The organism is Ochrobactrum teleogrylli (assembly GCF_037482325.1).
Taxonomy (GTDB): domain Bacteria; phylum Pseudomonadota; class Alphaproteobacteria; order Rhizobiales; family Rhizobiaceae; genus Brucella; species Brucella teleogrylli.
Window position 1 is genome coordinate 382,126 of the sequence record NZ_JBBHKQ010000002.1, and the last position, 16,181, is coordinate 398,306.

The following is a 16,181-nucleotide window of genomic DNA, read 5'->3' on the forward strand; positions in this document are numbered from 1 at the left end:
CCAAGAGAAGGAGCGTTCTCATTTGTCTGGCACGCGTTGCGCGTAGAGCCAATGCTCCTTGTCATCGCGGTCCCTTAGACTGTCAGTGGCCTTCTGGTCCTTCGACTTTTCGGAATTCTTATCAGGCGTTGTTGATGTCTTTTTATGCTCTTGTCGGAGTTGCTTGGGGATGTGATGATCGTCCATCTCATTCTCCTTTGGACGAGTTTTCTGGGCTCAGACCAGCACCTAACCGACAAGCGCAGTTTATGTTCCCACAAAATTAGGCTCGATGATCGGTATCGAGGGACGCAATGAGGCTCATCAATTGCGGCTCGTCCACCAGCAGACCCGCCTCATCCAGCGAAAGCCATTTGCGCTGGCGCTGCTTCTGTTCTGGCCAACGGGCGTTTTCGCATTGAACATGCAACGGATAGACCCTCACCTTAACCGGGATGAAAACTCTTTTCAGGCGCTTCCAATACAGATAGTGGCCGATCGTAGAACGGCTGACTTTTCCTTCAATCCCCGCTTCTTCAAGGGCTTCAATACGTGCAGCGTCGGCGAGACTACGCTTTTTCATCGGCCAGCCTTTCGGCAAGGTGAAGCGATGCGTGCTGCGCGACGTGACCAGCATGATCTTAAGGTGGCCATTTTCAAACCGATAGGGAAGTGCTGCCGCCTGCTCCAGTTCGTGGCCAGCCTTGGCCCGACGGATTCGCTTTTTCCATTTTCCACTAGCCATCGGCTCTCCTCCTGGAGCATCCCGAGGCATAACCGCAAAAATACGCTTCTGTTCCATTTGAAACAATAACGCCATTTCGTGGTTTGGGGTTCGAACATGTCAAAGGAGGAACCGGAAAATGCACGATGCCAAGCAGACTGAAAGCATCGCCGCCTGTCTCGACTGCTATCGCACTTGTATCGAGATGGCTTCCAACCATTGTCTGGAACGTGGAGACGCACATGTCGAACCAAAACATTTCAGAACCATGCTGGGCTGCGCCGAACTTTGTCGTACTGCGGCGCACGTGATGATGCTTAAGAGCCCCATCCACAATGATCTATGCAGGCTCTGCGCCCGGATATGCGCCGACTGCGCGGAAAGCTGTCGCGCGCTGGATGGTATGGAAGAATGTGTGGCGGCTTGCGAACGCTGCGCCGCATCCTGCAGGGAGATGGCAAATCATCCTGTGGAATGAGCGGCCTCTACAGCGGCTTCTCCTGCGGTATCCAGTGGATCGCGTCGGGATTAATCCCCAGAAGCAACGCCACGGCTACCGCACGGGCCTTCAGTTCGTCGGTGAGAACTGTGGATCGGGAAAGCACCCAGAAATAGTTGCGGCTTGACCCGACGATGATCGCCCACTCGTAATTCTCATCAAGATCAACAATGTTATAACCGCCATAGAATGGGCCGAAGAAGGACACTTTCAACGCACCTTCGTCGGACGCGCCTACAAATTTTGCAGTACCGGTCGCACTTGTCGAACGGCCTTTCCATGGATCAAACCCGCTATTGACGACGCGGACGGTTCCATCAGGGTTCAGAGAATATTCCGCCGTTGTGCGCGTGAGACCGCGTTCGAAGCGGTTTTCAATACGGCCAAGCTCAAACCATTTTCCAAGATAGCGGGAAAGATCGAACGGTTTCACCGGCACAACGCCTTTGGGCACTTGCGGCGATGCTGCTCTTGCCAGAGCAAATCCCAGTGCTAACCCCGAAATTCCGAGCAGAAACTTGGCCGTTTTCATAATTGCGTCCTTCCTTGTCAGTTCATGACTAACCAGATGCGGGAGAAATAGTTCCGTTATTCAGGCATTCGCCATCAGCCATTTCAGCGTGTTGCGTTCGGCTTTGCTCAGCCGAGGCGCCACAAGCCGGTTCGCCCCGGCGGCCTCCACTTCGCCAGCTAGCGTACCCTGCTCCCAATGCTCGATAACACCCGGATGAATATAGGCGCTGCGACAAACCGCCCGCGTATTGCCAAGCGATTGCGCGATACCGTCAATCACTTGATTGAGCACGCGCTTTCTGGCCGCTTCGCTTTCAGGTAATTCCGTCGAGCAGAGTGCTTCAACTGCCTCTGCGGTCGCAGCCCAGGTGCGAAAATGCTTGGAGGTAAATTCTGCCCCCATGGCGTCTCGCAGATAATCGTTGATATCTTGCGAGCAAACGGCACGCCGGGCTCCCTCGTCATCGATATATTGGAACAGTTGCTGCCCCGGCAGCTCCTGTACTGACCGCACAATCCGTGCAATCCGCCTGTCGGACAGTTTCAGGTTCCAGCTCTTGCCCGACTTGCCCGTGAAAACCAGACGCAAGCCTGCTCCGTCGTCCTTGACATGGCGATTGCGCAAGGTGGTGATGCCAAAACTGTTGTTCTCCCGCGCATAGTTAGGGTTGCCAACGCGCAGCAACAGTCTGTCCATCATCCAGATGACGGTTGAGACCACCTTTTCCCGACCGAGGGAACGTCGCCGTATGTCTGCGTCGATCTTTTGCCGGAGACCGCTGAGCTTCTGACCAAAAGCCTGCAAGCTTGAAAACTTGCTCTGTCCGCGCTCTGCCATCCACGCAGGATGATAGATATACTGCTTCCTGCCGCGTGCGTCGCGGCCTGTAGCCTGTATGTGGCCATGCTGGTCGAGACATATCCAGACGTCGTTCCATGCGGGCGGAATGGCCAAGGCCGCTATCCGCACCTTTTCCCCCGCACTGACCGCATGTCTATGGCAATCGAGATAACGAAAGCCCGTGCCGCAACGAATGCGCTTTAGGCCCGGCTCGGTATCAGTGACATGGATCAGGCGATGCGGGATCGGCGATTTTTCGAGCAATGGTGCTTCCCCGAAATGGCTGTGGCGGAATCTCCTTCGCTGATAACCACCCAAACGCCTAACAGGTTCCAGCGCGGCCCTGAACCGGAACCTTCCAGCCTTCAATTGGTTATCCTCCACCTGAAAGGGGATGAAACGGTGCCGCACGCATTCTGGAAAGGCTATCTGAAACTGTCGCTCGTCACTTGTGCCGTCGAGTTGATGCCGGCGACCAGCGACAGCGAGAAAGTGCGCTTTCACACGCTCAACGCCAAAACAGGCAATCGGGTCATCAGCCGCTATGTCGATTCAGTGACGCACAAGCCTGTGCGCGATCAGGACGAGATCAAGGGCTTTGAGAAAGCGGAAGGCGACTATATCCTCCTTGAAGATGATGAGCTGGAAGCGGTGGCCCTCGAAAGCACACGCACCATCGATATCGATAAATTCGTAGAACGCGATAACATCGGCTGGATCTGGTACGACAAGCCCCATTATCTCTCACCCGCTGACAAGGTTGGGCAAGAAGCCTTTGCCGTCATTCGGGAAGCGATGGACAAAAGCGGCGTCTGCGGCTTGGCGCGACTGGTGATGTACCGGCGCGAACGAGCCGTCCTTCTGGAGCCACGTGGACCAGGTATTGTCTTATGGACCTTGCATTTCGGCGATGAAGTGCGAAAACCTGAGGATTATTTTTCAAATATCAGGGGCGAAAAGCCCGATAAAAAGCTGTTTTCCATGGTTCGTAAGCTGATCAAGGATAAGACGGAAGACTGGAATCCGGATTTGCTGAAGGACCCGGTTCAGAGGAATCTGAAATCGATGATCGCCGCCAAGAAGAAGAAAACAAAAGCACCCGCAAAGGCAAAATCCAGCGCCACGCCCCCGCCGACCAGCGGCAATGTTATCAACATCATGGATGCTTTGCGCAAAAGTCTCGCCAACGAGAAAAAACAGCGCTAACTACTTATTTTGGCGCGTTCCCTTACCGCTTCGGCAAAGGTTTTGCCGCTTTGCGGAAATCGTCCCAAGGGTCGTTCTTTAAAGCCGCAAGCCGCGTCGGCGTATTCACTATGGTGAAATGGGTCGGGCCGATTGCCGGGCTCACTTCGTTCCATGCGAGCGGCATGGAAACCGCTGCCCCCGGACGAGCGCGAGGCGAATATGGCGCAACCGCAGTCATACCGCGTTGATTGCGCAAGTAATCAATGAGGATTTTGCCTTTGCGTTTGGCTTTGGAAATAGTCGATACGTAGCGATCAGGACTATCCGCCGCCATCTCGTCGGCGATTGCCTTGGTGAAAGCCTTCAGACTTTCCCAGTCGGCCTTCGGTTTTAACGGCACGACGACATGCAGCCCCTTGCCGCCCGACGTTTTTACAAAAGTGGTGAGGCCGTGTTTCTCAAGCCGCTCCTTTGTTTCAAAAGCGCCTTCGACGACGCGCTCCCAGGCCACACCGTCTCCGGGGTCGAGATCCATCGTCAATATATCTGGCAGTTCCCAGTTTTTAAGGGTCGATCCCCATGGATGTATTTCCAGCGTGGCGGCCTGCACCAAACCGATCAGACCGTCGAAATCCTTGATTGCTATGTACGGTTCTTCATCCTTCTCAGACGGATCATCAACCTCAACAATATGTTCGTTCAGACCCTTCCACGCGTGTTTCTGGAAGAAGTGCTGGCCGTCGATGCCTGTGGGACAGCGCAGCAAAGCCAGTGGCCGATTGATGATAAACGGCTCAATGCGCGGCCAGACCTCGGCGTAATAATCCGCCAATCCCTGTTTGGTGATACCCTCTTTCGGCCAGTATACACGGTCCGGGTGGGTGAGCTTCACATCGGCTTCTTCGGGAGCTGCTTTTTCGGGCCGGGCTGGCATGGCACTTTTCTCCAAGATGACCTCCTTCGCGGCCTTGTCGTCCCGCAAGCCGCGGAAAGACGCGTGGCGCAATCTCCTGTCTGCGGTCCATGCGCGAAACTCGATCTCTGCAACGAGCTGCGGTCTGACGAATATCGCGCCGCGCTTTTCTTCAGCTGTCAGCGTCGTGGCAAAGGGGCTTTTCTCCTGACGCATCGCGTTGAGCTTTTTATAAAGATCTTTGGCCAGTTTGACCGAAAATCCGGTTCCGACCCTCCCGACCGAAACGAGACCTCTCTTTTCCTGAACGCCCAGCAACAACGAACCGATGGCATCGCGCGTTGCGCTGGAAGGTACAAAGCCCGCAATGACAAATTCCTGTCGTCCGATGCATTTCGATTTGCGCCAGTCTTTGCTGCGTCCCGAACTATAAAGGCCCTCGCTCAGCTTCGAGACGATGCCTTCCAGCCCCAGACCGCAGGCATTGTTCAACACAGCTTCTCCGTCGGCATCAAAAGCCTCGCTATAGCGTAATGTGGCCATCGAAGGGGAGATAAGCTTTGCCAGCAGCGCCTTGCGCTCGACCAACGGCACTTGACGCAAATCGCGGCCATTAAGATAGAGGAGATCAAAGAGATAATAGGCGAAGCGATCCGAACGCCCCTCGCTCAAATCGCTTTGCAACGCGGAAAAATCCGACAAGCCCGCGCCGCTTTCCACCACAATTTCTCCATCCAAAATGGCATTGTCGACGCCGGTCGCCAGAATATCTTTTGTGATCGCTTGGCCGAATTTTTCGGTCCAATCCAGCCCACTGCGCGAATAAAGCACGACATTGCCGTTTAAAACGTGCGCTTGAATACGATAGCCATCAAACTTGATTTCGTGAATCCAGCGGCTCCCTTCTGGAGCAGCGGATACCAACGTCGCCAATTGCGGTTCGATGAACTGCGGCATCGCAGCCTTTTTGGCGAGCTTCGGCAGAGGTTGCGCCTTTTCTTTGGCAACGCGGGTTTTAGCGATAGGCCCGGTTTTGGATGACCAGCCCGGCGCTTCATCTTCCACCTCGGCAATAACCCGCCCGGTTTTTACCGATTGCGGTTCTTCCTCGAGAATATCCGGATCGTTTGCCTCCCGCGCAAACTCATCCTCCCCCTTTATGAGCAGCCAGTTTTCGCGCTTTTCACCGGGCTTTCCATGCATTCGAACGAGATGCCAACGGCCCTTGAGCTTTTCGCCATCCAGTTCGAATTCCATGTGCCCCTTATTGTACTGTTTGTGTGGATCGCCGATTGGCTTCCACTGCCCATTGTCCCAGACAATGACTGTGCCGCCGCCATATTCGCCCTTGGGGATTGTGCCTTCAAAACCGGCATATTCGAGAGGATGATCCTCCACATGGACAGCCAGACGCTTTTCACCGGGCACCAGACTTGGTCCACGCGTGACCGCCCAGCTTTTCAACACGCCGTCCATTTCGAGCCTGAAATCATAGTGCAACCGGCGCGCGTCGTGTTTCTGCACCACAAAAAGGTCGCCCTTGCTCCGCCCCGCCTTGCCGCGCGGCTCTTTCGTCAGGCTGAAGTCGCGTTTCTTGTTATAGGTTTCAAGCGGCTGTCCCATCATCCGGCCTTTCGGGGCTTCGCTTTGCTTGTCGCAGTTTTCGCCGGTTTTTTCTTCGGCGCGCTCATGGCTGCGCTCTTACGCAAGGCTTCCTTCAGATCGATCACGTCAGCAGTCTTTGGAGCGGCAGGCTTTTTGAGCGGCTTGCCTTCGATCTTCGCTTTTATCAGCTCGGCAAGCGCCGCGTCATAACGGTCGTCGAAGCTTGAGGGATCGAAACGACCCATCTTGGTGTCGATGATATGCTTAGCCAGATCGAGCATTTCCCGGTCGAATTTGAATGCTTCGAGATTTGAAAAAGCTTCGTTCGCAGGACGAACTTCATAATCAAAATTAAGCGTCGTTGCGATCAATCCATCGCCCTCCGCGCGGATGAGAATTTTGCGCGCGCGGCGGAAAAGCACCGCCTCTGCGACCGCCGCAACGTTTTCGGCTTTCATACCGTCGCGAAAAAGCGAGAAGACCTCGTCATCATCAACAGGCGCCAGATAATAGGGGCGATCCAGATAAACATCATCGATATCACCATATTTGACAAAATGAGTGACATTCAACGTTTTGTTGCTGTCCGGGATGGCCGACTGGATTTCATCATCATCGAAACTCACATAACGACCGGAAGAGATTTCATATCCCTTGATCTGTTCTTCGCGCGGAACAGGTTTGCCTGTATCGCTGTCGACAAATTCGCGGCTGAGACGATTGCCCGTTTTGCGATTGACCAGATGGAACGAAACCCGCTCGGAGGTTGATACCGCCGTATAAAGACCGACAGGCATCAAAAGCTGCTCGACTTTCAGCTGGCCTTTCCAGTTTGCGCGGATAGCCATGGCTTCCTCATTCCGTGTCAGATTACCTGTTCGGGTAAACTCGCAGAACCGCGAACTTGTTCCGGGCAACTGTCATCCGACACCACACTAGCTTTCCGCCTTGAACTTTTTGGCCTCTGCGAGAAGCTTCTGCCGGTCACGGTGTCCCAAACGTTCGATCAATTCCCGTGCCTGTAGCGGCGAAAGATCCGAGTTCTCGGCGAGAAACTTGATATCCTCATCTTTAGTCAATGGAGTCGGGTTTTGCTCTTGCTCAGTCATGATGGTGTCCTCAATCGATTGGCTTTTGATAAGCTTGTGCGGCTGGGCTTCCTCGTCATATCCAGAACGTAGTGGCGTAACCGATGCAGATGATCGCGAGAATGACCATCCACCAGATCAGATAGATACGGCCTTCCTGCAATCCACGGCGCCGTTCAGATTCCGCTTTCTGACCGCCCGGCGCTCGATAGACACGGGCACTATCGGTGGTTTTGTTGGGTGTAATCATCGCCATAAACCTCCCTGGCCCAACGATCTCGTAGAGCAAATGTTCCGGCGACCTCTTGCTGATTTCTTCCGGAGCCTCGGAATTCGACAACGCCGTTTTACTTTATAGACTTCGCCACGAAGGAACCGATCCCAGTCAAATAAGTTTCAATGGAGCGCTGTGTCGGCTTCCACTATCCTGGAGGAGCAATTGCCATGGAAAAGTTCTTCACTCGTCTCTCCCAGACCATCGCTGAACTGGCAGGGACATCCTATGCGTTCGGCGTTGCTTTGGGGTTCATACTCATATGGGCCTGTTCGGGTCCGATATTTGGCTTTTCCGACACCTGGCAGCTTGTCATCAACACAGCCACAACGATCATCACTTTCCTGATGGTCTTTCTGATCCAGAATTCGCAAAACCGCGATTCCACGGCAGTGGAGGCGAAGCTGGACGAAGTCATTCGTTGTCTGGAAGGCGCGCGTTCACAGCTTATCGGCATTGAACACCTCACCGAAAGCGAAGTCGAAGCGATACGGACGGCAATTGAGGACGAAAACGGAGAACAAACTACAAAAGTGAATGTTGAGGAATTGCTGCGTAATGCGACCCGAAGAGCAAAACAACACCGCCCGAAGTAGACTGCGTTCCCGCAAGTCTTTCGACAGAAACCGATTTGGTTCGAAACATATGTGGTTTTGAGAAGTTAGACCTCCCTAATCAATGGAGGCTGGACAATGGGAAAACATGCACCGAAGCCGGGAACGACCGATCAAAAACCAAAATGGGAAGGTCCACCGGAAAACCGACCGCGCGGTTATGAACCGGCAGAAGATAATCCCGACAAACAACGCGATGCAGCGGGACACAGCCTGTCAGATCCCGACCGCAGAAATCTCTCCGATGCTTTAAGCGAGCCAAAGTCCAACACCACGAAGAAAAATAGAGATACGTAATGACGACGACTTCTCCAATCCCCATCCCCCTCAAGGCGCTCGCGCTGAATGCGACATTGAAAGGCAAGGCGGATCATACGCCGTCCTCGACCGATGAACTGTTACGCTATCTGGATTCTCATCTCATTCCATATGGGGTAGAGACCGAACATCTGCGATTGAGCGCATTCAATATCGAGCCGGGTGTGTCATCCCGCGAAAGCGACGAAGATGAATGGCCCATGGTGCGGCAAAAGATTTTAGATTCGGACATTTTTATTCTCGGCACCCCGATCTGGCTCGGACAGCCATCCAGCATCTGCAAACGTGTTTTGGAACGCATGGATGCCTTTCTTTCCGAAACAGACGATAAGAACCGGATGCCTTCCTATGACTGTGTTGCTGCGGTGGTTGTGGTTGGCAATGAGGATGGAGCTCATCACGTATCCGCAGAGCTATATCAGGCTTTGAACGATGTTGGTTTTACCTTGCCAGCGAATGCCGTCACCTATTGGGTGGGTGAAGCGATGCAATCAACCAACTTCGTCGATCTCAACACAATTCCCGAAGTCGTTGCTTCAACGACGAAAATGGTCGCTGCAAATTGTGTCCATCTTGCCCATTTATTGAAGAACCACCCCTATCCAGGTAGCCATTAAAACATCATGGGCTGGCTTGGGTTGTCCGGTTCCGGCCAAGGTGGCCCGGGATCGGGAAGCGGCGGTATTTGGTCCGGTTCGTCAGGACCAATGGGATCACCATCGGGCTGGGGTATGGTCTCCGGCGGCTGCTGGGGGACTTTTTCGGGTTCAGGCGATGGTAATTCCGGGGGATCGCCCGATTGCAATTCCAGAGCCTTCTTCTTGAATTGGGCAGCATTTGCGGTATCGGGTTGCAGCGTTTTCATCGGATTTCCTTCCTCTTTTCCAGAAGGGCCGAACCTGTCGCAGAGGCGATTGTTCCGTCGGCTGTCTAACGTTTCTCCGGCTTTCCGTAAGCACTGCGCAATTCAGTTTTCGCCAGCTCCAATATTCGTTTGCGCTCTTTCGGCAGCTTTGTGCCAGCACGATTGATATAAAAAGTCAGCATCGACATCGCCGATTGGAATGGAGTGGTTTTGCGCTTTCGACTGTGATCGGCCGAACGTTTCAGTGAAAGCGCAATCTTCTTCGGATCATTATCTTCGAAAATATGCGGCTCCAGTGTCAGCGCATCGCTATGCTCGGTCACTTCTGCCGACCACTTTTTGGACTTGGTCATGCCTGCACCTCGATGATTTTAAGGGAACTGTTTGCCTCAAAACCTATTACCATGGCAGATGTTCCAGCTTTTCAGTCCGCGATCAGATCAATGGCTGCCACAAACGCTCATAAATCCCGTTCTCACGTATCTTTGGAGGAGATTGTTCATGGCAGATCATGATGCTGCAACCCGCAAAGACAAGTTGCGAACCGGAATTCCCTTCTGGATAAAAACTCCGAATTCCAGGGTGCGAGCGGACCGGCATCTTCCCGATCAGTCTTTTGACGTTATCGTCATCGGCGCAGGCATCTCCGGGGCTTTGATGGCGGAAGCACTGACCCGCAGTGGAAAAAGCGTGTTGATCGTTGACCGCCGGCCACCTGTACGCGGATCAACCTCGGCGTCCACATCAATGATCCAGCATGAAATCGACATACCTCTCACGCAACTGCGCAGGAAAATCGGAGCCGCACCAGCCAATGCGGCCTGGATTCGGTCAGCACAAGCTGTGCAGGACTTGATCGATTTGTCCGCCCGGCTTGAGATCAATTGTCAGATGCATCGCAAGTCAGCGCTCTATCTCGCAGGCAACGAAATGGGCGCACAATCATTGGCCAAAGAGGTGGTCGCGCGCAACGAGATCGGCATCAAAGCCGACTATCTCAACCGCGCAGCTCTGATTGCGCGCTTCGGAGTGGATCGTCCCGCCGCGATTTTGTCGGATGTTTCCGCATCTGCCAATCCAGCACAGCTGACCGCCGGGCTTCTGCACAAGGCGCTGACGCGCAATGCCCATATTGTTTCTCCTGTCGAGATCACCGATATGGCTGAGATGCCCTCCGGCGTAGCTCTAGCGACCCGAAAGGGCGAAGTTCTGGTTGCGGAACATGCCGTGTTTTGCACCGGTTATGAATATCTCCCCCAGATGGAAACCAAATGGCACAGCATCATATCGACCTGGGCAATCGCTTCTAAGCCTATGTCTGGTGTGCCCCGTTGGATGCGCAACTTGCTCGTCTGGGAAGCTGCTGATCCCTATCTTTATTTGAGAACTGATGCATTTGGGCGCATCATCGCCGGGGGTGAAGACGAGCAGGCGCAAGAAAGCAGCCACGATCCAAAGAAGCTGGCATATAAAGCGGCCATCATCGCGAAAAAGCTGAAAGACCTCACCGGAATTGCGATCGATAAGCCAGATTATATCTGGTCCTCGCCATTCGGAATTACGAAAGATGGCTTGCCGATCATCGACCGTGTACCGGGATATGAACGCATATTCGCAGCCATGGGTTTCGGTGGCAACGGAATTACCTTTGCCATGATCGCATCGCAAAACATCACAGCCGCGATAACCGGCAAGCCGGTTCCTGATGGTGAACTTTTCCAATATCGCTGACGCGCGGACCTACAAAGGTATATCATAACGGAAGTGGGGAACCGAGCATTGTCAAAGTAAAGGCAGGCTGGACCGTTGAGTGGACAAATAAGGACCCGATGGCTCCTACCGCTGCAGTTCAAGGTGGATGGGAAATCATGATACCACCCGGGAAACGGGCGAGTAGGGTCATCACGGACAAAGCCAACATTGATTACTATTGCCGGTTTCATCCCAATATGAAGGGGCGAATTGAAGTCGTGTAGCTAAAACCCGCTTGTGCCAGTCCCTTTGATATCGTTGAGCCTGTTTAAATATAACGAGGGTGAACACAGTGCTGGAAACAGGCTGCGTTTACCCAAAAACTATCCCGTATAGAGGTTATTCTCGGCTTTCCTGCCCGCCGATCTGCGGAGGCGACTTTACCGTAACGTACTCCCGTTCCGAATTTCATCATGCAGCCTATGTTCTGGGGCCACATTGAAAGGAAATTGAGCAATTGGTTTTTTGAACCGCCGCTCCAATAGTTCAACTTTCAACATCTGGCAAAAAGCGAAACGCAATAAATCAAGAAAAATGCGCCGGAAAATACCGGCGCATCTATCTCTTAGCTGCGAATAAAGGCGAGCAAATCGGCGTTAACCACATCTGCATTGACCGTTAGCATTCCGTGCGAGAAACCCGGATAGATGATCAACTTGCTGTTTTGCAGCAGCTTGTCTTGCATAAGCGCGGCAGTTTTATAGGGAACGACTTGGTCATCATCGCCCTGAAGCACTAGGGTGGGGACTGTAATCGCTTTCAAGTCCGCAGTCTGGTCAGTTTCCGAGAAGGCTTTTATGCCTTCATAATGCGCCTTGGCGCTGCCCATCATGCCCTGCCGCCACCAATTATCTATCACGCCTTGTGAAGGCTCCGCTCCCGTGCGGTTGAAGCCATAGAAAGGGCCGGCCGGCACATCGATGAAAAACTGAGCGCGATTGGCGGCGAGAGCGGCGCGAAAGCCATCGAACACCTCGATCGGAGTACCCTCAGGATTATTCTCTGTCTTCACCATCAGTGGTGGAACAGAGCTGACCAGCACGGCTTTGGCGACACGACCTTGTGGCTGGCCGTGTTGGGCGACATAACGAGCGACTTCGCCGCCGCCGGTTGAGTGGCCTATATGAATGGCATTGCGAAGATCGAGATGTTCCGCGACGGCCGAAGCATCGGCCGCGTAGTGATCCATATCGTGCCCTTCGCTGACCTGGCTCGACCGGCCATGGCCGCGACGATCGTGAGCAACAACGCGGAAGCCTTCCTTTAGGAAGAATAGCATCTGATTATCCCAATCGTCGGCGCTTAATGGCCAACCATGGTGGAAATGAATCGGCTGCGCATCCTTCGGGCCCCAATCCTTGTAAAAAATCTCTGTTCCATCCTTGGCTTTAACAAAAGTCACGGCAATTCTCCTTTGTTGTCGGGGATGATAAAGACGCATGCTATTCAGTTTTATGCACTGCACCGCAATTCAAACGTGAGCGCGACGAACAGCCCACTGCTTTCGGCGTTGACGGGATCGCAATAGCACTTTCTTTCAGAACTTCTGTTTTGCCCGCTTCGGCATAAAGTAGGTTCGGATATTGACGAGTGCTTCGGCGACGTCAGCAGCATCCTGGCGGGTCGCTTTCCGTTTTGTCTCGCCGAGCTTGCGGATGGGCGCAATGATATCGCCAGTCCCGGCATGACCTCGAAGAACCGGCTGCCAAAGCCTCGGCGCGTATCCTGTTGCCAGCAAAAAGCAGAGGTCCCAATCGAACGGATCAAAGGTTTGGTCATCGATCCTGGTGAACCTGGGCCTGTGGTCTTTCGGGGTTTCGGAAAGGTTCGCGGAGATACGGTTATATTCCGCAACGATCGTCTGCACGGCCCGATGTTCGGTTGTTTGCATCGGCAAGTTCAGGGCGTCCTGGCCGGTCAGTTCCGGGATCCACTTGCGTGGGTCGATGAACTTCGGGCCGATGATGAGAGCCGTAAGATAACCATCGAGACCGCTCATTGACCAGATTGGCGATGCCGGACGACGTGCCCTGATAAAGGCTTCGAACGCCTCGTCATCGAGCTTCGGTCGTGCCGTCGTCGCCTGGCTGTTCGGTGTCATGCCGCCCGTCGCTCCTGCTGTGTCATCGCTTCACGCTCAGCCTTCCAGGCCCACGGCAGGAGACTTTCCATTTCGTTGGCTTTCACTTTGCCGGAGATGATGCGCTCCAGCACATCGGCAAGCCAGACCTCGGGGTCCACACCATTCAGTTTACAGGTGTTGACGAGCGATGCGAGGACAGCGAAAGTCTTTCCACCCCGCTCGTTGCCCACGAACAACGAATTCTTCCTCGTCAGGGCCACGGATTTCATTGAACGCTCGACCACATTGGAGTCGACCTCGATCCGGCCATCATCAAGGCAGGCTGTCAACCCGCTCCAATGGTTGAGCGTGTAGCTGACGGCCTTGCCAAGTGCCGATTTCGCCGACACCTCGTCGCGCAGTTCGGTGAGGTGGGCCTTCAGCTCCCTCATGACTGGAGCTGCCTCCCGACGTCTCACGACGAGCCGGGTATCGGCGCTTTCGCCGCGCAGTTTTGCTTCGATCCGATAGATTTCCGCAATCCTGGCAAGGATCGACAAAGCCTCCGAAGAACCCGTCAGCTTGACGACATCAACGAACTTGCGCCGGGCATGGGCAAGGCAGAAGGCTAGCCGCATGGGTGCGACATTGCTCTTGCCCCGACGTTTGACCATGGTTTTATAGGCTTGGTATCCATCGACTTGAAGCACGCCGGTAAACGACGACAATTGTCCCTCGATCTCGCGGGCGCTGCGGCTTTCGGTAAAGATATAGGCCACAGCCGGCGGTGCCGGACCATTCCAGGGACGGTCGTCAACCGCCTGCGCCCATAACTGGCAGACCTTGGTTCGTTTGCGGCCCGGCTCGAGCCGGGGCAACGGCGTCTCGTCACAGAACACTCTCGGCTGCGAGCGGATAAAGGCGGTAAGCGCGTCATAGAGAAGCTCCAGCCACCAGGCGACCCGCATTACCCAGGCGCCAAGCGTGCCGCGATCGATGATGACACCGCAGGAGGCCAGCATTTGCGCCTGACGATTGAGCGGGAGATGCCAGGCAAACTTCGAAACAGCGACATGCGCGGCAAACGCAGTGGTCACCATGCCACCGTCCATCACGCGCGCCGGTGCAGGTGCTTGCACGACGGCACTCTCACAGGCCCGGCATGCATAGCGCGGCCGGATCGTCCGTTTGACCCGGACAACAGCAGGTACGATGTCGAGCGCCTCGCTGACGTCCGTGCCGATGCAATGCAGTTCGAACGAACAGCAAGGGCAAATCTTGCTCTCCGGCTCAATGATCTCTTCATAGCGCGGAAGATGCTTGGGCAAACGGCCGATATTGCGGGCAGGCGATCGCCGTGCCTGTGTTTTGTCTTCATCGGCCGGTGCGGCATCGTCATTGGCTGCAACGGGAATATCGCCTGGATCGCCCAGGTCGAGTGTTGCCTGGGCCGGATCGATGATCGTCATCTTCTCCGATTTCGTCCCGAAGAGCTGGCGCTCAAGGAAGACAATACGCGCTTTGAGGTCGGCATTCTCTTCGTCGAGCGAGAGAATGATCCGGGTCAATTGCGCAGCATCCTGAGGCAAGGGATCGGGTCGAAGCAGCATGACTGACCCTACCATATGAACCTGAATCTTCAAGCAAAACCAATAGGATCAGCCTACTTTTGAGGGTCGTCTCACCGCGTTTCGCTTGACCCGTGTCCAGTCAATGCCCGCCAGTAAAAGTGAGAACTCCTGGGCATTCATCTGCATCGCACCATCGCGGATCGGGGGCCAAACAAACTTTCCGCTTTCCAACCACTTTGTCGCCAGGATCATGCCTGACCCATCCCAGTAAATGCAGCGAAGTCGATCCAGACGCTTGGCGCGGAACACGAACACGTCGCCACAATAGGGATCGGCCGCAAGCGCTGACGCCACCAAAGCCACAAGACCATTCATACCGCGCCGGAAGTCGACAGGTTGCGTCGCCACCATGATCTTCACGCCACTCGGCGAAACTCCGATCACCGGCGACCTCGCAAGGCCGCCACCATCGCTTGCGCCAGTTCAGGTGCTACCGGGCCCATAACCGTCATGCGCGCGCCAGCAATCTCGATCTCAATCCGACCTGCGGCAACGTGGGCGACATCCGACGGCAAGCTTCCGGGAGGCGTTCGATCGCCAACCACCGTCACGGGCACGAACATCGCCTGCTGCGCACTGGACCTCGCAGATCGTTGGGAGGTCAGCCCAGCGTCCCGGCGCCAGACGTTCAGCAAGCCGCGATTGACGCCCCAGCGCCGGGCAACGGCCGAGATGTTAACATCAGGTTCCGCGCTTTCCGCAAGGATCCGCGCCTTCTCCTCGTCTGACCAATTCCGCCGCTGGCGCCGACCGGTGATCACCTCGATCCGACGATACTTTCCCTCATGCCTAGCTTCATGCATGCCTTCATCCATGACTTCAAGCATGGCATCAGCGCGTTCTCCAACCATTCCATTCCGCTCCTATCGATGAAGGAGCTTATCTCGCGGCCTCATTCACAAAAGAAAAGGTGGGTTGTTCGTCGCGCTCACATTCAAACGTCATCCACCAAGAACAAGTCGCGGATGAATGGAGCTCAATGATTGTGTTGGTGCCAGTTGGTAGTGCGTACGCTACCCGCCCGACGGCGGACCGTCAGCGAAACTCTCAAGCCGATTTGAACCAATTATCTGTGACGCAAGCTCAGTTTGAGCTTTCATGCTTTGGTCCTCCGGTCAGGTATATACCTTTGATATAGAGCGGATAGATGCAGCATTCCCTTATTTAAGCTACACCACATAAATTGAAATTGGCAAGAGTGACATTAATTAATTGCAAAACTGACACAATCAACGAAGGCTCCCGCCTTCATTGCGCAGTAATTCAAATATATTTTATGGATTCCACCAAAATATATTTAAAATATAATAATTAA

Annotated in this window: 21 protein-coding genes; 6 read left to right on the forward strand and 15 right to left on the reverse strand. The window is 54.3% G+C overall.

Going from position 1 to position 16,181, the window contains the following annotated elements:
- Nucleotides 1-18: 18 nt before the first annotated feature.
- Both WIX40_RS19365 and WIX40_RS19370 read right to left on the reverse strand, forming a co-directional pair.
- Nucleotides 19-186: a hypothetical protein gene (locus tag WIX40_RS19365; protein WP_171318211.1), complete on the reverse strand. Its 168-nt coding sequence runs from the start codon at nt 184-186 to the stop codon at nt 19-21.
- 76 nt (nt 187-262) lie between these two features.
- A complete protein-coding gene (locus tag WIX40_RS19370) occupies nt 263-781 on the reverse strand; it encodes an NUDIX hydrolase (RefSeq protein WP_339441535.1) in 519 nt (172 codons plus the stop codon).
- Nucleotides 782-842: 61 nt separating this feature from the next.
- Between WIX40_RS19370 and WIX40_RS19375 the strand changes: the two genes are divergently transcribed.
- Nucleotides 843-1,181, forward strand: coding sequence for a four-helix bundle copper-binding protein (locus WIX40_RS19375; protein WP_339441536.1), 339 nt, complete (start codon nt 843-845; stop codon nt 1,179-1,181).
- 7 nt (nt 1,182-1,188) lie between these two features.
- Here the strand turns inward: WIX40_RS19375 and WIX40_RS19380 are convergent, their stop codons facing one another.
- Entirely contained in the window at nt 1,189-1,734 is a 546-nt protein-coding gene (locus WIX40_RS19380; RefSeq protein ID WP_339441537.1) for a lipocalin family protein, read from the reverse strand.
- A 60-nt stretch (nt 1,735-1,794) separates the two neighbouring features.
- A complete protein-coding gene (locus tag WIX40_RS19385; protein ID WP_339441539.1) occupies nt 1,795-2,820 on the reverse strand; it encodes a DNA topoisomerase IB in 1,026 nt (341 codons plus the stop codon).
- 138 nt (nt 2,821-2,958) lie between these two features.
- Between WIX40_RS19385 and ku (WIX40_RS19390) the strand changes: the two genes are divergently transcribed.
- Nucleotides 2,959-3,762 carry a non-homologous end joining protein Ku gene (gene ku, locus WIX40_RS19390; RefSeq protein WP_339441540.1) on the forward strand — a complete coding sequence of 268 codons (804 nt, stop codon included), beginning with the start codon at nt 2,959-2,961 and terminating at the stop codon, nt 3,760-3,762.
- A gap of 22 nt (nt 3,763-3,784) precedes the next feature.
- On the opposite strand, the gene ligD is transcribed toward ku (WIX40_RS19390), so the two are convergent.
- From ligD to WIX40_RS19410, 4 genes are all read right to left on the reverse strand, one after another.
- Nucleotides 3,785-6,280 carry a DNA ligase D gene (ligD, locus tag WIX40_RS19395; protein ID WP_339442360.1) on the reverse strand — a complete coding sequence of 832 codons (2,496 nt, stop codon included), beginning with the start codon at nt 6,278-6,280 and terminating at the stop codon, nt 3,785-3,787.
- Nucleotides 6,280-7,110, reverse strand: a complete 831-nt coding sequence (ku, locus tag WIX40_RS19400; RefSeq protein ID WP_339441541.1) for a non-homologous end joining protein Ku — start codon at nt 7,108-7,110, stop codon at nt 6,280-6,282. Before ku (WIX40_RS19400) ends, ligD begins: the two co-directional genes overlap by 1 nt.
- 87 nt (nt 7,111-7,197) lie before the next feature.
- Nucleotides 7,198-7,371: a hypothetical protein gene (locus tag WIX40_RS19405; protein ID WP_339441542.1), complete on the reverse strand. Its 174-nt coding sequence runs from the start codon at nt 7,369-7,371 to the stop codon at nt 7,198-7,200.
- A gap of 55 nt (nt 7,372-7,426) precedes the next feature.
- A complete protein-coding gene (locus WIX40_RS19410; RefSeq protein WP_180918034.1) occupies nt 7,427-7,600 on the reverse strand; it encodes a hypothetical protein in 174 nt (57 codons plus the stop codon).
- 194 nt (nt 7,601-7,794) lie between these two features.
- On the opposite strand from WIX40_RS19410, the gene WIX40_RS19415 reads away from it, so the two are divergent.
- The 3 genes from WIX40_RS19415 (at nt 7,795) to WIX40_RS19425 (ending at nt 9,173) form a co-directional block, all read left to right on the forward strand.
- Entirely contained in the window at nt 7,795-8,220 is a 426-nt protein-coding gene (locus WIX40_RS19415; protein WP_109365891.1) for a low affinity iron permease family protein, read from the forward strand.
- 96 nt (nt 8,221-8,316) lie between these two features.
- Nucleotides 8,317-8,535 carry a hypothetical protein gene (locus WIX40_RS19420; RefSeq protein ID WP_339441544.1) on the forward strand — a complete coding sequence of 73 codons (219 nt, stop codon included), beginning with the start codon at nt 8,317-8,319 and terminating at the stop codon, nt 8,533-8,535.
- 23 nt (nt 8,536-8,558) lie between these two features.
- Complete coding sequence (locus tag WIX40_RS19425; RefSeq protein WP_319080415.1) at nt 8,559-9,173, forward strand: flavodoxin family protein; 615 nt, start codon at nt 8,559-8,561, stop codon at nt 9,171-9,173.
- Here the strand turns inward: WIX40_RS19425 and WIX40_RS19430 are convergent.
- Together WIX40_RS19430 and WIX40_RS19435 are read right to left on the reverse strand one after the other, a co-directional pair.
- Nucleotides 9,170-9,421 carry a hypothetical protein gene (locus WIX40_RS19430; RefSeq protein WP_339441546.1) on the reverse strand — a complete coding sequence of 84 codons (252 nt, stop codon included), beginning with the start codon at nt 9,419-9,421 and terminating at the stop codon, nt 9,170-9,172. The genes WIX40_RS19425 and WIX40_RS19430 overlap by 4 nt on opposite strands.
- Nucleotides 9,422-9,486: 65 nt before the next feature.
- Entirely contained in the window at nt 9,487-9,774 is a 288-nt protein-coding gene (locus WIX40_RS19435; RefSeq protein WP_109365888.1) for a DUF3175 domain-containing protein, read from the reverse strand.
- A 58-nt stretch (nt 9,775-9,832) separates the two neighbouring features.
- Between WIX40_RS19435 and WIX40_RS19440 the strand changes: the two genes are divergently transcribed.
- Entirely contained in the window at nt 9,833-11,152 is a 1,320-nt protein-coding gene (locus WIX40_RS19440) for an NAD(P)/FAD-dependent oxidoreductase (protein WP_339441548.1), read from the forward strand.
- 586 nt (nt 11,153-11,738) lie between these two features.
- On the opposite strand, the gene WIX40_RS19445 is transcribed toward WIX40_RS19440, so the two are convergent.
- From WIX40_RS19445 to tnpA, 5 genes are all read right to left on the reverse strand, one after another.
- Entirely contained in the window at nt 11,739-12,614 is an 876-nt protein-coding gene (locus tag WIX40_RS19445; RefSeq protein ID WP_210205534.1) for an alpha/beta fold hydrolase, read from the reverse strand.
- Between the two features lie 96 nt (nt 12,615-12,710).
- Nucleotides 12,711-13,274: a UPF0149 family protein gene (locus tag WIX40_RS19450; protein WP_112591117.1), complete on the reverse strand. Its 564-nt coding sequence runs from the start codon at nt 13,272-13,274 to the stop codon at nt 12,711-12,713.
- Nucleotides 13,271-14,845, reverse strand: coding sequence for an IS66 family transposase (gene tnpC, locus WIX40_RS19455; RefSeq protein ID WP_043062543.1), 1,575 nt, complete (start codon nt 14,843-14,845; stop codon nt 13,271-13,273). The genes WIX40_RS19450 and tnpC overlap by 4 nt, the downstream gene beginning before the upstream one ends.
- 48 nt (nt 14,846-14,893) lie before the next feature.
- A complete protein-coding gene (gene tnpB, locus WIX40_RS19460; protein ID WP_043062544.1) occupies nt 14,894-15,250 on the reverse strand; it encodes an IS66 family insertion sequence element accessory protein TnpB in 357 nt (118 codons plus the stop codon).
- Nucleotides 15,247-15,717 (reverse strand): IS66-like element accessory protein TnpA, encoded by a 471-nt coding sequence (tnpA, locus tag WIX40_RS19465; RefSeq protein ID WP_043062545.1) that lies wholly within the window; start codon nt 15,715-15,717, stop codon nt 15,247-15,249. The genes tnpB and tnpA overlap by 4 nt, the downstream gene beginning before the upstream one ends.
- Nucleotides 15,718-16,181 lie beyond the last annotated feature (464 nt).